Below are 15,301 nucleotides of genomic sequence, written 5' to 3'. Positions count from 1 at the left end.
TGTTTGGGTGACAATCGCGAAACGCCGAAAGGCCCCCGCCGGAAACCGGCGAGGGCCTTTCGTCGAATCAGCTTCAGCGGAAGTCGCGGCCGAAGTCGTAGTCGTCCAGCGGAACCGCGGCACCGGTACCCGTACCGAACACGTCCGGGGTGTAGTAACCGTCGTCGTAGGACGGGATCGCGTACGCCGCGACCCGGGCCTCCTCGGTCGGCTGCACCTGGATGTTGCGGTACTTGTTGATGCCCGTACCGGCCGGGATCAGCTTACCGATGATCACGTTCTCCTTGAGGCCCACGAGCTTGTCCGAGCGGCCGTTGATCGCCGCGTCGGTCAGGACTCGCGTGGTCTCCTGGAACGACGCCGCCGACAGCCACGAGTCCGTGGTGAGCGACGCCTTCGTGATCCCCATCAGCACCGGACGGCCCGAAGCCGGCTCGCCGCCTTCGGCGACCGCGGCCCGGTTCGTCGCCTCGAACTTGGTCCGCTCGGGCAGCTCGCCCGGCAGGAAGTCCGTGGCCCCGGAGTCGATGATCGTCACCCGGCGCAGCATCTGCCGGACGATGACCTCGATGTGCTTGTCGTGGATCGACACGCCCTGCGCCCGGTACACCTTCTGGACCTCGTCCACCAGGTGGATCTGCGCCTCGCGCGGCCCCATGACCCGCAGCACCTCGTGCGGGTCCGGCGTGCCCTCGAGCAGCTGCTGGCCGACGTGCACGTGGTCACCGTCGCCCAGCGGGCCGTTCGGGGTGTTCGCGAGCCGCTGCCGCTTGGACAGCTTGTCGAAGACGATCTCCTCGCCCCCGTCGTCCGGGATGAGGGTGATCTTCCAGAACCGCTCGCTCTCCTCGATCCGCACGCGGCCGTCGACGTCGGCGATGGGCGCCTTGCCCTTCGGGACGCGGGCCTCGAACAGCTCCTGGACACGCGGCAGACCGGTCGTGATGTCGTCACCGGCCACACCACCCTGGTGGAACGTACGCATCGTCAGCTGCGTACCCGGCTCACCGATCGACTGGGCGGCGACGATACCCACCGCCTCGCCGACGTCGACGAGCAGACCGGTCGCCATCGAGCGGCCGTAGCAGGTCGCGCAGATACCGACGACCGACTCGCAGGTCAGCACCGAGCGGACCTTGACCTTCGAGATGCCGCTGGAGAGCAGCTTGTCGATGGCCGGGTCGCCGATGTCGTCGCCGGCGTTCAGCACGACGTTGCCCTTGGCGTCCACCGCGTCCGTCGCGAGGTTCCGCGCGTACACGGAGGTCTCGACGTGCTGGTCGCGCAGGACCTTGCCGTCGCCGATGTCCTCGCCGATCGGCATCATGATGCCGCGGGTGGTGCCGCAGTCGGTCTCGCGGACGATGACGTCCTGCGAGACGTCCACCAGACGCCGGGTCAGGTAACCCGAGTCGGCGGTCCGCAGCGCCGTGTCCGCCAGGCCCTTCCGGGCACCGTGCGTGGCGATGAAGTACTCCGCCACCGACAGGCCCTCACGGAAGTTGGCCTTGATCGGACGCGGGATGTACTCACCCTTCGGGTTCGACACCAGGCCACGCATACCGGCCAGGGACCGGACCTGCGTCATGTTACCGGCGGCACCCGACTTCACGATCATGGCGATCGGGTTGTCGTCCGGTAGCGCCGTCTCCATGATCTTGTGGACCTCTTCGGTGGCCTGCGTCCACACCTTGACGAGCTCGTTGTTCCGCTCGGCGTGCGACAGCTGACCACGCTGGTAGCGCTTCTCGACCTGGGAGGCCTTGCCCTCGTACTCGTCGAGGATGGCCTTCTTGCCCACCGGGGTGAGCACGTCCGAGATGGCGACGGTGACGCCCGAGCGGGTCGCCCAGTAGAAACCGGCGTCCTTGAGGCGGTCCAGGGTCTGCGCGACCTGCGTCATCGAGTACCGCTCGGCGAGGTCGTTCACGATCGCGGCCTGCCGCTTCTTCGGCATCGGCTCGTTGATGAACGGGTAGTCCGCCGGCAGCAGCTCGTTGAAGAGCACGCGGCCCAGGGTCGTCTCGGCCAGCCACGCCTTGCCCGGCTCCCAGCCCTTCTCCGCGAGCCGCGCCTCGTCGGCCTTCGCCGGCTGACGGTCGGTGATGCGGATCTTGACCGGAGCGTGCAGGCTCAGCGCCTTGCGGTCGTAGGCCATGATCGCCTCGGCCGGCGACGAGTACGCGTTGCCCGCGCCCTCGGCCGTCTCGGTGAGGCGGGTCAGGTGGAACAGGCCGGTGACCATGTCCAGCCGCGGCATGGCGAGCGGGCGGCCCGACGCCGGCGACAGGATGTTGTTCGCCGACAGCATCAGGATCCGGGCCTCGGCCTGCGCCTCGGCCGACAGCGGCAGGTGCACCGCCATCTGGTCACCGTCGAAGTCCGCGTTGAACGCCTCGCAGACCAGCGGGTGCAGCTGGATGGCCTTGCCCTCGACCAGCTGCGGCTCGAAGGCCTGGATGCCGAGGCGGTGCAGCGTCGGCGCGCGGTTCAGCATCACCGGGTGGCCGGTGATGACCTCTTCCAGCACGTCCCACACCTGCGGCCGCGAGCGCTCCACCATCCGCTTGGCGGACTTGATGTTCTGCGCGTGGTTCAGGTCGACCAGCCGCTTCATGACGAACGGCTTGAACAGCTCGAGCGCCATGTCCTTCGGCAGACCGCACTGGTGCAGCTTCAGCTGCGGGCCGACGATGATGACCGAACGGCCCGAGTAGTCGACGCGCTTGCCGAGCAGGTTCTGGCGGAACCGGCCCTGCTTGCCCTTGAGCAGGTCGGACAGCGACTTCAGCGGCCGGTTGCCCGGGCCGGTGACCGGACGCCCGCGGCGGCCGTTGTCGAACAGCGCGTCGACGGCCTCCTGCAGCATCCGCTTCTCGTTGTTGACGATGATCTCGGGCGCGCCGAGGTCGATCAGCCGCTTGAGGCGGTTGTTGCGGTTGATCACGCGGCGGTACAGGTCGTTCAGGTCCGACGTCGCGAACCGGCCACCGTCGAGCTGCACCATCGGGCGCAGGTCCGGCGGGATCACCGGGACGGCGTCGAGCACCATGCCGCGCGGGTCGTTGCCGGTGGCCTGGAAGGCCGCGACGACCTTGAGCCGCTTCAGCGCGCGGAGCTTCTTCTGCCCCTTGCCGTTGCGGATGGTGTCGCGCAGGTTGTCTGCCTCCGCGGAGACGTCGAACTCGGTGGCCAGCTTCTGGATGGCCTCCGCGCCCATGCCGCCGGTGAAGTACTCGCCGTAGCGGTCGACGAGCTCGCGGTAGAGCAGCTCGTCGGCGATCAGCTGGCGGGTGTCGAGCTTCGTGAAGGTCGTCCAGACCTCCTCGAGGCGGTCCAGCTCGCGGCCGGCGCGGTCGCGCAGCTGGCGCATCTCGCGCTCGCCGCCCTCCTTGACCTTGCGGCGGACGTCGGACTTGGCGCCCTCCGCCTCCAGCGCGGCCAGGTCGGCTTCGAGCTTCTGCGCACGCGCCTCGATGTCGGCGTCACGCTTGGTCTCGAGGTTCTTGCGCTCGACGCCGATCTCGTTCTCGAGGGTCGGCAGGTCGTTGTGGCGCAGCTCCGTGTTCACGCCGGTGATGACGTAAGCCGCGAAGTAGATGATCTTCTCGAGGTCCTTCGGCGCCAGGTCCAGCAGGTAGCCCAGGCGGGAGGGAACACCCTTGAAGTACCAGATGTGGGTGACCGGGGCGGCCAGCTCGATGTGGCCCATCCGCTCGCGGCGCACCTTGGCGCGGGTCACCTCGACGCCGCAGCGCTCACAGATGATGCCCTTGAAGCGGACGCGCTTGTACTTGCCGCAGTAGCACTCCCAGTCCCGGGTCGGACCGAAGATCTTCTCGCAGAAGAGGCCGTCCTTCTCGGGCTTGAGCGTCCGGTAGTTGATGGTCTCCGGCTTCTTGACCTCGCCGTACGACCACTGACGGATGTCGTCGGCCGTGGCGAGACCAATGCGGAGCTCATCGAAAAAGTTGACGTCCAGCACGTCTAGATCCCCTTGGGGTTGTTTCGGCTAGAGAGGGGGTGGCGGGCGAGGTGGGCCCTGTGTCTCACTCGGGAGGCAGGGCCCACCTCAGCTCGCGATCAGTGCACGACGTCGTCCACCGAGGGCGACTCGTTGCGGGACAGGTTGATGCCGAGGTTCGCCGCGGCGCGCTCGAGGTCCTCGTCGTCGGAGTCGCGCATCTCGATCGAGGAGCCGTCGCTGGAGAGCACCTCGACGTTGAGGCACAGCGACTGGAGCTCCTTGAGGAGCACCTTGAACGACTCCGGGATGCCCGGCTCGGGGATGTTCTCCCCCTTGACGATGGCCTCGTACACCTTGACGCGGCCGACCACGTCGTCCGACTTGATCGTCAGCAGCTCCTGCAGCGTGTAGGCAGCGCCGTACGCCTGCATCGCCCAGCACTCCATCTCACCGAAGCGCTGGCCACCGAACTGCGCCTTACCACCCAGCGGCTGCTGCGTGATCATCGAGTACGGACCGGTGGAGCGGGCGTGGATCTTGTCGTCGACCAGGTGGTGCAGCTTCAGGATGTACATGTAGCCGACCGCGACCGGGTACGGGTACGGCTCGCCCGAGCGGCCGTCGAACAGGTTGGCCTTCCCGTTCTCCTTGACCATGCGCTCACCGTCGCGGTTCGGCTTGGTCGCGCTGAGCAGCCCGGTGAGCTCCTCTTCCTTCGCGCCGTCGAACACCGGGGTGGCGGTGTTCGTGCCGGGCGCGACGTCGCGGAGCTCGGCCGACAGGTTCTTCGCCCAGTCGGGGTCGCCCTCGATCGTCCAGCCCTGCGACGCCAGCCAGCCCAGGTGCAGCTCGAGGATCTGGCCGATGTTCATCCGTCGCGGGACACCGTGGGTGTTCAGGATGATGTCGACCGGGGTGCCGTCCTCCATGAACGGCATGTCCTCGACCGGCAGGATCTTGCCGATGACACCCTTGTTCCCGTGCCGGCCGGCGAGCTTGTCGCCCGGCTGGATCTTGCGCTTCTGGGCCACGTAGACGCGGACCAGCTCGTTGACGCCCGGGGGCAGCTCGTCGTCGTCCTCGCGGGAGAACACCCGGATGCCGATGACCTTGCCGGTCTCGCCGTGCGGCACCTTCAGGGAGGTGTCGCGGACCTCGCGGGCCTTCTCGCCGAAGATCGCGCGGAGCAGGCGCTCCTCCGGGGTCAGCTCGGTCTCGCCCTTCGGCGTGACCTTGCCGACCAGGATGTCGCCGTCGCGGACCTCGGCACCGATCCGGATGATGCCGCGCTCGTCGAGGTCGGCCAGGACTTCTTCGGAGACGTTCGGGATGTCCCGGGTGATCTCCTCGGCGCCCAGCTTCGTGTCGCGGGCATCGATCTCGTGCTCCTCGATGTGGATCGACGTCAGCACGTCGTCCTGCACCAGGCGCTCGGAGAGGATGATCGCGTCCTCGTAGTTGTGGCCCTCCCACGGCATGACCGCGACCAGCAGGTTCTTGCCGAGCGCCACCTCACCGTTTTCGGTGGACGGGCCGTCGGCGATGACCTGGCCCGCTTCGATCCGGTCGCCCTCGTTGACGATCGGGCGGTGGTTGAAGCAGGTGCCGTGGTTCGAGCGGCGGAACTTGTAGAGGCTGTAGCTCTTCCGCGTGCCGTCGTCGTGCATGACCGTGATCAGGTCCGCCGACAGCTCCTCCACCACGCCCGACTGCTCGGCGACCAGCATGTCGCCGGAGTCGATCGCGGCCCGCAGCTCCACGCCGGTGCCGACGTACGGCGCCTGGCTGCGCAGCAGCGGCACGGCCTGACGCTGCATGTTCGCGCCCATCAGCGCGCGGTTCGCGTCGTCGTGCTCGAGGAACGGGATCATCGCCGTCGCGATCGAGACCATCTGCCGCGGCGACACGTCCATGTAGTCGATGTCGAGCGGGTCGATCAGCTCGACCTCGCCGCCCTTGCGGCGGGCCATGACCCGGTCTTCGATGAAGGTGCCGTCGTCCGAGATCGGCGCGTTGGCCTGGGCCTTGACGAACCGGTCTTCTTCGTCCGCGGTCAGGTAGTCGATCTGGTCGGTGACCCGGCCCTCGACGACCTTGCGGTACGGCGTCTCGATGAAGCCGAACGGGTTGACCCGCGCGTAGGAGCAGAGCGAGCCGATCAGGCCGATGTTCGGGCCTTCCGGCGTCTCGATCGGGCACATCCGGCCGTAGTGCGACGGGTGGACGTCGCGGACCTCCATGCCGGCGCGCTCACGCGACAGACCACCCGGGCCCAGCGCGTTGAGGCGGCGCTTGTGGGTCAGGCCGTCGATCGGGTTCGTCTGCTGCATGAACTGCGACAGCTGCGAGGTGCCGAAGAACTCCTTGATCGCCGCGCCGATCGGGCGGATGTTGATCAGGGTCTGCGGGGTGATCGCCTCGACGTCCTGCGTGGTCATGCGCTCGCGGACGACGCGCTCAGTGCGCGACAGGCCGACCCGGATCTGGTTCTGGATCAGCTCGCCGACGGTCCGGATCCGGCGGTTGCCGAAGTGGTCGATGTCGTCGGTCTCGACCGGGATCTCGGTGTTGTTCGCCGCGGTCATCTTGTCCTCGCCGGCGTGCAGCCGGACCAGGTACTCGATGATCGTGACGATGTCCTCTTCGGTCAGCGTGCCGTTCTCGATCGGGGTCGAGAGGCCCAGCTTCTTGTTGACCTTGTACCGGCCGACCTTGGCCAGGTCGTAGCGCTTCGCCTTGAAGAACAGGTTCTCCAGCAGGGTCTGCGCGCTCTCCTTGGTGGGCGGTTCGCCCGGGCGGAGCTTGCGGTAGATGTCGAGCAGCGCCTCGTCGGTGCCGGCGGTGTGGTCCTTCTCGAGGGTGGCGAGCAGCGTCTCCGAGAAGGAGAAGCGCTCGCGGATCGCCTCGGTGGTCCAGCCGAGCGCCTTCAGCAGCACGGTGACCGGCTGGCGGCGCTTGCGGTCGATGCGGACGCCGACGGTGTCGCGCTTGTCGACGTCGAACTCCAGCCAGGCACCGCGGCTCGGGATGACGCGGACGCTGAAGACGTCCTTGTCGCTCGTCTTGTCGATGTCCTTGGAGTAGTAGACGCCCGGCGAGCGGACCAGCTGGGACACCACGACACGCTCGGTGCCGTTGATGACGAAGGTGCCCTTGTCGGTCATCACCGGGAAGTCGCCCAGGAAGACCGTCTGGCTCTTGATCTCGCCCGTGTTGTTGTTGACGAACTCCGCCGTGACGAACAGCGGGGCCGCGTACGTCATGTCCTTGTCCTTGCACTCCTCGATCGAGGCCTTGACCTCGTCGAAGCGCGGGGCGGAGAAGGACAGGGACATCGAACCGGAGAAGTCTTCGATCGGGGAGATCTCGTTGAGGACCTCTTCGAGGCCGCCGACCGGGTTCTCTTCACCTTCCTCGACACGGCGCTGGAACCACGCTTCGTCCCCGGTGAACCACTGGAACGACTGGATCTGGACGTCGAGCAGGTTGGGGGTGTTCAGGGGTTCGCGAATCTTTGCGAAGGAAACCCGCTTGGGCGCGCCGGGGATTCCCGTGGCCTCCGAGCGAGATTCAGCCGAGGTGGTCGCAGCAGTGGCCTGGTTCGCGGGAGAGACTGCCAAGATGCGTCCTTCCGGGGACAATGAGCGGTGACGGCCGCCATAGCAACAGCTATGAGCGACTGTCAAGGGTGCCGTGTGCCCACTATCCTAACTACCGGCTCCGGGCAGCCTGAAAGAGGGCAGCGCAAAGAGACAGTCTAGCCCGAACGTCGCGGCTTGTCCAGGGGGCGCTCCCGATGGGGCCCAGCCTGCTTCGCAACGTCTTCAGGTATGCCTCCGGGCGAGCCGGTGGTCCCTCCCGCAAGGGCCCCGGTTTCGCCGTCGGGAGTAAGCGTGACCCCACCGGCGCTTCCAGTCAAGATGCCACACGGGGGTCCCGCCGGTTGGCGCAGCGTGGAAGAGGTTCAGCGGAGCGTGAGCGGCCGAATATCATTCCAGCTACCAGCCGGTAACGCCACCTTGGCGGCTCTACCTGCGGTTATGCCGAGGTCGAGGGGTATGGCGCAGGCCACCGGGGTGGCGGGAAATCAGGCGGGCCGGGGAGCGGGGTTTCACGGATCGGGGGATTCGGGGGCGCGGTTGGAGGCGCGGGAGAGCGCTTACGGACGCCCTGCGGCGGCGCAAGCGTGCGAGGGCGCGCGGTGGCATCCACGACCGGCGCGCCACCCACGGCGGCGTGAGCGCGTGCGGCCGGCACAACGGACACAACTGCCCGCGGCGCGAGCGCGCGCGGCCGACACACCGGGGACCACCCGCCCGCGACGGCGTGAGCGCGCGCGGCCGGCACACCGGGGCACCACCGCCCGCGGCGGCGTGAGCGCGCGTGGACACCGCGGTGCCCACCGCCGAGGCGCCGGACACCACTGAGCCCGTCGGGGGCAGACGGCACCCTCCCCGACGGCTCGGCTCGCCGGCCGACCACCCGGCCGCCCCGAAGCCTGGGGCAGCCGGACCTCCGGGGCCCGCGCCGCCCTCCCCGGCGGCGTGAGCACCCTTCGTGCCCGCTCGGCTACGCGGACCCGGTCGTCACTCCCGTCACGGCACCCAACCGCCCGGGGAACCACCGGCCCCGCCGCCGCGTCACCGGCCTACGAGAACACCTTCCACGCCGCCGCCAGCTCGACCCTGGAGGTGAGGTTCATCTTCTGGAACACCTTCTTCAGGTGGAACGCCACCGTGTGCCGGGAGATGAACAGCTGCCGGCCCACCTCGTTGTTGGTGTGGCCCTGGCTCACCAGCTCCGCCACCGCGAACTCCGTGTTCGTCAGCCCGTGCGGGACGGTGCCTTCGCACTCGACCGTCCGGGTCGTGCCGCGGCGGACGCCGTACTCGCGGAGCTTGTTCACCACCCGGGCCGAGTCGCGGGTGGCGCTCACCGACGTGTACGTGTCCAGGACCGACTCGAGGATCCTGATCGTCCGGTCGCGTTCGGAACACCGGACGGTCAGCAGGCTCGCCAGGTCCTCGCGCGCCGAGGCCGCGCACCAGCGGTCGGGGTGGATGTCGGCCGCCTCGTGGAGCTTGGCCGCGTCCTGCTCCAGCAGGCCCGCCGCGTGCAGGGCGGAGCCGCGGATCACGCTGAACTCCGGCTGCTCGGCGGCCAGCGCGGCGGACTCCGCCGCCGAAGCCTTCGCCAGGTCGTGCGCGCCGAGCTTGACGCACGCGCGGACCAGCCAGGACGCCGCCGCCGGTTCCGACACCAGCAGCTGCCGGAGCACCACCGGGTTCGTCACGATCCCGGCGATCAGGCTCGCCGCGCTCTCCACGCCGCTGCGGGCTTCCACGGCCTGCGCGGCCACCCACGCTCCCGGCGCCTGCCCGAAGTAACCGAGCAGCGCTTCGTCCGACAGCTTGTCGACGAAGTGGCGGCACGCCCGCATGTCCGCGCGGCGAAGGGCACCCAGCGCCAGCACGACGTAACTGGGCGGCCGCAGCGACCGGTCACCACAGCGCTCGGCGATCCGCAGCCCGGTGCTGATTTCCGCCATCGCGTCGTCGACGCTGCCCATGGCGAACAGCAGGCTGCCCCGCACGTTGTGCTCGACGGCGGTCATGCGGTCGGAGGCTGCCCCGCCCCGATCCGCCTCCGCCGACTCGAGCACCCGGCGGCCCGCGTCGAGGTCCCGGGCCTTGATCAGCAACCCGACGTACCAGAACCGAGCCAGCTGGCTGAGTTCGTCGGATTCCCGGCGGTTGCCCGTGGCCGCTGCCCTGGCACAGTGCAACCCCGTGTCGAGCCGCCCGTTGAACCACGACGAGGCCGAGCGGCGGAGGAAACCAGCGGTGTCACAGGACCGCTGCATCAAATCGTCCCCGAATCCGGTGAACGGATTCGATGGCATTTGCAAGTTTGGTACGTCCAACATCGATCGGCTATCCCCCAGATATAGACGAAGCGGAATCGATTGCGGCGTGCCGCGCTTGAGCGGAATTTTTTCCCGGCACCGAGCATGAACGGCACGCCCCCGTAAGGGCCCGTTCCCCCTCAATGTAATGCGCGCCGTGTCAAACAAGTGTTCACACGACAGCACCGAATGTTAAGTCAGTGTGTGGTGACGTCCCGGCCGAGTACGCCGAGCCTGCACCACCACAACCTCCCCAGGTTGGCATGTCAAAAACTAACATCTTGCTTGGCCCACAGTAGCTTCGGCGGGACCCTTCGTCCTAGGCCATGTGACCCCGATCACATTCAGTGAAACACCAGGTGAGCTTGGCATTCCTTGGCACACAAGGAGAATCTCCGACACGCGAGGATTCGAATCAGTCCGATGGACTAGCGGGCAAACGGTTAGTAGTCAACAAACCATCCGGTCTGCCGATGTTCACGGTAACGATGGACTGGACCATGAGAGAGCACCAGGTCACGGGTCGATACCCGGAAAAGCGCCGTTACCGGTCCGGCTCCGACCGCCGGGAGGCACTGCCGCAATCAGCGGAGCCCATTCGGCGATTCGGCGGACAGGTGCAGCAACGCCTGTGCGGCCAGGCGGTAGCCGAAGGCGCCGAGGCCGACCACCACCCCGCTCGCCAGCGGGGCGATGACCGAGTCGTGCCGGAACTGCTCGCGCGCCCACACGTTGCTCAGGTGGACCTCGATCCACGGCGGCTCGTAGCTGGCCAGCGCGTCGCGCAGGCTCCAGCCGGCGATCATCAGCGCACCGGGGTTGACGATCGCGCCGACCGTCGTGTCGCGGTGCTGGTGGATCGCGCCGACCAGCTCGCCCTCGCCGTCGCGCTGGACCGGGACGACGGTCCAGCCGCGGGGCCGCACCTCCTCGGCGACCGCCTTTTCGATGTCGGCGAGCGTGTCGGTGCCGTAGATCTCGGGCTCGCGCCGGCCCAGCACACCCAGGTTGGGACCGTTCAGCAGCAGGACGTCGGGCAACGGGACACACCTCGTTCGGCAGGGGGCCTGGACCACCTCATGCTCTCGACGCGGTTCCGGGGGCACCACCCCAACGTTGATAGTTGCGCCCGGTGACCTATCAGACCGAGGGATGCCCAGCCGGCCGCGGGGAACTTAGGCTCCGGCGGAGGCTTGTCCGGCGATCCGGGAATGGAGTTCCTCCGCAGTGACGACCAAAGTGACCGAAAACGCGCCCAGCACCGAATCGCTGCGCTCACCACTCCCTCCGGAGTTCGTCCGGCGCGAAGACCCGTTCCACGTGCCGCCCGCTTTGGTGGCCGTCTCCGAACGGGGTCCCGTCGCCCGGGCGACACTGGCCGCCGGCGACCCGTTCTGGCTCGTGTCCGGGTACGAGGAAGCGCGCGCGGTGCTGTCGGACCCGCGCTTTTCCTCCGACCGGTTCCAGTACCACCCGCGGTTCAAGGAACTGTCGCCCGAATTCCGGGAGCGCCTGCGGGACGACAAAGCGCGCGCGGGGTCGTTCATCAACATGGACCCGCCGGAGCACACCCGGTACCGGAAACTGCTCACCGGGCAGTTCACCGTCCGGCGGATCCGCGAGCTCGGCGCCCGGATCGACGAGATCGTCGCCGGCCGGGTGGACGCCATGCTGGCCGGCGGGACCACCGCCGACCTGATGACCGAATTCGCGTTTCCGGCGCCTTCGCTGATGATCTGCGAGCTGCTCGGGGTGCGGTACGAGGACCGGGCGGAGTTCCAGCAGCGCGCGTCGGCCCTGCTGCAGATGAACGCCCCGGTCGCGGAGGCGGTGAAGAACGCCGACGCCCTGCGCGCGTTCATGCAGGCGCTGGTCACGGACAAGCGGGCGAACCCGGCGGGCGACATCATCTCCGGCCTGATCCACCACGCCGGCGCCGACCCCGCGCTCACCGACGACGAGCTGATCAACATCGCCAACCTGCTGCTCATCGCCGGCTACGACACCACGGCGAGCATGCTGGGGCTGGGCATCTTCGTGCTGCTGCAGCGCCCCGCCCAGCTCGCCACGCTGCGCGACGACCCGTCCCGCATCGCCGACGCGGTCGAGGAGCTGCTGCGCTACCTGTCCGTGGTGAACCCGGGGATCTTCCGCTTCGCCAAGGAGGACCTGGAGTTCGCCGGCGAGCACATCCCGGCCGGTTCGACGGTGGTGGTCTCCGTGGTGGCGACCAACCGCGACGCGCGGCACTGGCCGGACCCGGACCTCGACCTGACCCGCCCCCGCGGCCCCCACCTGGCGTTCGGCCACGGCGTGCACCAGTGCCTCGGCCAGCAGCTGGCCCGGATGGAGATGCAGGCGGGCTACGCCGAGCTGCTGCGCCGCCTGCCGAACGTTCGCCTGGCGGTGCCGCCGGAGGAGGTTCCGCTGCGCAACGACATGCTGACTTACGGGGTGCACTCGCTTCCGATCGCCTGGGACGCTCCCTAAGACACGGAGAAGCCAAGGCCCGGACCGTCGACGGCGGTCCGGGCCTTGGCCTTTGTGCGGGGTGTGCGGCCTCCGGGGAGGCACTACGTGTGATCGGCGGGGCATCACGCGTGATCAGAGAGGCATCACGTGTGATTGAAGGGGCATCACGTGTGATTGAAGGGGCGACACGGTGGGGTGGTACGGCGAAAACCGGCTCCACGCCACACCGCCTGGGGGCGAACGGTGCAGCGTGGAGCCGGTGGGATTCCGCTCGTGGCTCAGCCGACGAAGCGGGCGATCGAATCCGCCAGCGACTCGGCGTCCACGCCGAACAGGCGGTCGTGTTCCTCGGGCGTTCCGTAGACGCGGGCTTCGCGGTCGCGCCAGGTTCCGAACGAGCGCAGGCGGTGCGGGACGTCTCCCAGAGCCTCGGTCACCTCGAACGCCGACGTCCCGCGCAGGTACGGCTCGACCAGCACCACGTTCGGGGCCGCCGCGGCCACCGCCTCCCGGAGGCCCGCGTGGTCGAACGGGCGGATCGTCGAGGCGTACAGCACCGTCACGTCCGCCGTGGCCGTGGCCGCCAGGACCTGGTCCAGCACCGGGCCGACCGCGAGCACCACGCCCGCCTTGCCCCGGCGCAGCACCGTGAACTTCTCCGACACCGGCACCGCTTCGCTGTTCGCGCGTTCGGACAGCCGGACGTAGACCCGGTTGTCACCCGCGATGGCCTTGCTCAGCAGGGGCGCGACCTCGTCCTCGTGGCCCGGGACGTGCACCGTCCAGCCCGGCAGCGTGTCCAGCAGCGCCACGTCGCCCGGGGCCTGGTGGGTGCGGCCCCACGACGGGTCGTCGTAGGAGGCGCCCACGCTGACCAGCACCGCGCCGACGTCCTGGTGGCCGAGGCCGATCTTGATCTGCTCGAACGGCCGCTCGACCAGGAACGGCGCGTACGTGTGCACCACCGGCCGCTGGCCGGCCAGCGCGAAGCCGCCGGCGATGTCGATCATCGCCTGCTCGCGGATGCCGAAGTTGTGGACGCGGTCCGGGAAGTCCTTCTTGACCTCCCAGAAGAACCACGACGAGATGTCGGCGGTCAGCATGACCACGCGCGGGTCCGTGGCCAGCGACTCGATCACCGTCTCGGCGAAGACGGTCCGCATCTGCTTCCTGGTCACCTGGGCGGTCATGCGGTGCTCCCTTCCTCGATCGGGAGGATCTCCGCGATGACCGCGCGCGGCCGCCCGTCGGTCTCCCCGGTCAGCGCCTTCTCCAGCGCGTCGTGGTCGCGGCCGTCGACCGTGGTGGCGGCCCAGCCCTCCTGTTCGAAGCGCCCGGCGATGCCGCCCGGCCAGCCGAGGCTCGCCGTCTTGTTGTCGATGACGACCGCGGTGAGGCTGCCCAGCCCGAGCCGTCCGGCGATCGCCATCGTCTCGTGGTTGCTGCCCTCGTCGAACTCGCCGTCGCCCATCAGGACGACCACGCGGGCGTCGCGGCCCTGGGCGCGCAGCCCGAGCGCGGTGCCGACGCCGAGCGGGAGCCCGTGGCCGAGGGAGCCGCTGCTGATCTCCACGCCGGGCGCCAGGTTGCGGTCCGGGTGCATGCCCAGCGGCGAACCCCACTGCCGCCAGGTGTCCAGCGTTTCCGGCTCGATGAAGCCCTTCGCGGCGAGCACCGCGTAGTAGGCCATCGGGCCGTGTCCCTTGGAGAGGTAGAACCGGTCCCGGCCGGGGTCGTCGATGTTCGACGGCGACACGTTGAGCACGCGTTCGTAGAGCACCCAGATCGCGTGCAATGTCGACGCCGCGGCCCAGCCGTGCTTCTCGTCCCCCGTCATCCGGCCGAACAGGCCGCGGAGGTTCTCTTCGGTCATCTGCATGGTTTCGGGCTTCCTCAGTCGGGCTTGCGCGCGGTCAGCAGGACGTACCCCAGCGACGGTTCCTCGCTGAACGCGCGGAACCGGCCGAGGGTGACCTCGAACTGCGCGGCCTCGATGTGCTGCAGGGCCTGTTCCCGCAGTCCTTCGAACCGCTCCGCCGCCTTGGTCCACGACGGCCGGGTGTACTGGCTGACGTCCTCGGCGGATTCGGGCTCCAGCCCGGCCTCGCGCAGGTGCGCCTGGTACTCGTCGAGCGAGACGACCGCCACCACGCCCTTGCCCACCTCGCGCACGCGCTCGGCGTCGGCCTCGAGGCCGGCCGGGCTCGGCACGAGCAGGAAGTCGCCGAGCGCCAGGCGGCCGCCCGGCCGCAGCACCCGGGCCGCCTGGCGGATCACGTGCCAGCGGTCCGGCATGTGGTGCAGGGACTCCAGCGCCCAGACGACGTCGAACGACGCGTCCGGGTACGGCAGCTCCATCGCGTCGGCGTACTCGAAGACGACCCGGTCGTCCACGTCGGCCTTGTACGCGCGGTCGTTCGCCCGTTCCACCTGCTTCTCGCTGATCGAGATGCCGGTGACCATGACGTCGTTCGCGGTGGCCATCCGGATCGCCGGTTCGCCGTTGCCGCAGCCGATGTCGAGCAGCCGGTCGCCGGCGCGCAGCGGGAGCATCCCGGCCAGCCGGTCGGTCAGCCGCGTGGTGGCCTCTTCGAGCGTCGCGGACTCGTCGTCCCAGTATCCGTGGTGCAGGTTTTCACCCCAGAGCTGGTCGAGCAGGTCCGCGAAAGCGTCGTAGCCCTTACCAATCTCGTTCGGAGTCGGCTTCGTCACCAGTACCCCTAAGCATCGTTTCGCGTGACCGCGTGTCGATCAACGCCTGGCCTGCAAGGTCTTCGGCGAGACTAGGTCAGGTCCGCCCGGCCGGGCATCCCTCGTTCTGATAGCGCCGAGGCGGCCTCAGACCGTCCACAAGGGACACAACAGCGAGCACTGTCAGGTTGGGGGATGCTCGACCGGGCGTCCCTTGCCTACCGTCCGAAACCGGGCCTGCCGCACGCGAGCGGGCCGCCCGCGTC

General features: G+C 68.8%; 8 protein-coding genes. 1 reads left to right on the top strand and 7 read right to left on the bottom strand.

Annotated elements, in window-relative coordinates; genetic code table 11:
- Positions 1 to 73 precede the first annotated feature (73 nt).
- The 4 genes from ISP_RS03375 to ISP_RS03360 form a co-directional block, all read right to left on the bottom strand.
- Positions 74 to 3,985 carry a DNA-directed RNA polymerase subunit beta' gene (locus ISP_RS03375; protein ID WP_013222587.1) on the bottom strand — a complete coding sequence of 1,304 codons (3,912 nt, stop codon included), beginning with the start codon at positions 3,983 to 3,985 and terminating at the stop codon, positions 74 to 76.
- Between the two features lie 98 nt (positions 3,986 to 4,083).
- Complete coding sequence (gene rpoB / locus ISP_RS03370) at positions 4,084 to 7,587, bottom strand: DNA-directed RNA polymerase subunit beta (RefSeq protein ID WP_014466582.1); 3,504 nt, start codon at positions 7,585 to 7,587, stop codon at positions 4,084 to 4,086.
- Between the two features lie 1,028 nt (positions 7,588 to 8,615).
- Entirely contained in the window at positions 8,616 to 9,830 is a 1,215-nt protein-coding gene (locus ISP_RS03365; RefSeq protein WP_013222585.1) for a helix-turn-helix transcriptional regulator, read from the bottom strand.
- A 626-nt stretch (positions 9,831 to 10,456) separates the two neighbouring features.
- Positions 10,457 to 10,912, bottom strand: a complete 456-nt coding sequence (locus tag ISP_RS03360; protein WP_013222584.1) for a type II 3-dehydroquinate dehydratase — start codon at positions 10,910 to 10,912, stop codon at positions 10,457 to 10,459.
- Positions 10,913 to 11,099: 187 nt separating this feature from the next.
- On the opposite strand from ISP_RS03360, the gene ISP_RS03355 reads away from it, so the two are divergent.
- The gene (locus tag ISP_RS03355; RefSeq protein WP_014466580.1) at positions 11,100 to 12,362 is read left to right on the top strand and encodes a cytochrome P450; all 1,263 of its coding nucleotides are present in this window, start codon (positions 11,100 to 11,102) and stop codon (positions 12,360 to 12,362) included.
- Positions 12,363 to 12,622: 260 nt separating this feature from the next.
- Here the strand turns inward: ISP_RS03355 and ISP_RS03350 are convergent, their stop codons facing one another.
- Genes ISP_RS03350 through ISP_RS03340 form a run of 3 tightly spaced genes read right to left on the bottom strand, consistent with a single transcriptional unit; the run spans position 12,623 to position 15,056 of the window.
- Positions 12,623 to 13,534: a transketolase family protein gene (locus ISP_RS03350; RefSeq protein WP_013222582.1), complete on the bottom strand. Its 912-nt coding sequence runs from the start codon at positions 13,532 to 13,534 to the stop codon at positions 12,623 to 12,625.
- Positions 13,531 to 14,223 carry a thiamine pyrophosphate-dependent enzyme gene (locus tag ISP_RS03345; protein ID WP_013222581.1) on the bottom strand — a complete coding sequence of 231 codons (693 nt, stop codon included), beginning with the start codon at positions 14,221 to 14,223 and terminating at the stop codon, positions 13,531 to 13,533. Before ISP_RS03345 ends, ISP_RS03350 begins: the two co-directional genes overlap by 4 nt.
- Positions 14,224 to 14,237: 14 nt before the next feature.
- Positions 14,238 to 15,056: a 27-O-demethylrifamycin SV methyltransferase gene (locus ISP_RS03340; RefSeq protein ID WP_013222580.1), complete on the bottom strand. Its 819-nt coding sequence runs from the start codon at positions 15,054 to 15,056 to the stop codon at positions 14,238 to 14,240.
- Between the last annotated feature and the right edge of the window lie 245 nt (positions 15,057 to 15,301).

The sequence above is a fragment of the Amycolatopsis mediterranei genome (genome assembly GCF_026017845.1).
GTDB classification, from domain to species: Bacteria; Actinomycetota; Actinomycetes; order Mycobacteriales; family Pseudonocardiaceae; genus Amycolatopsis; species Amycolatopsis mediterranei.
Note: the sequence above shows the minus strand (reverse complement) of the source record. Positions and strands in the feature narration are given on the sequence as shown.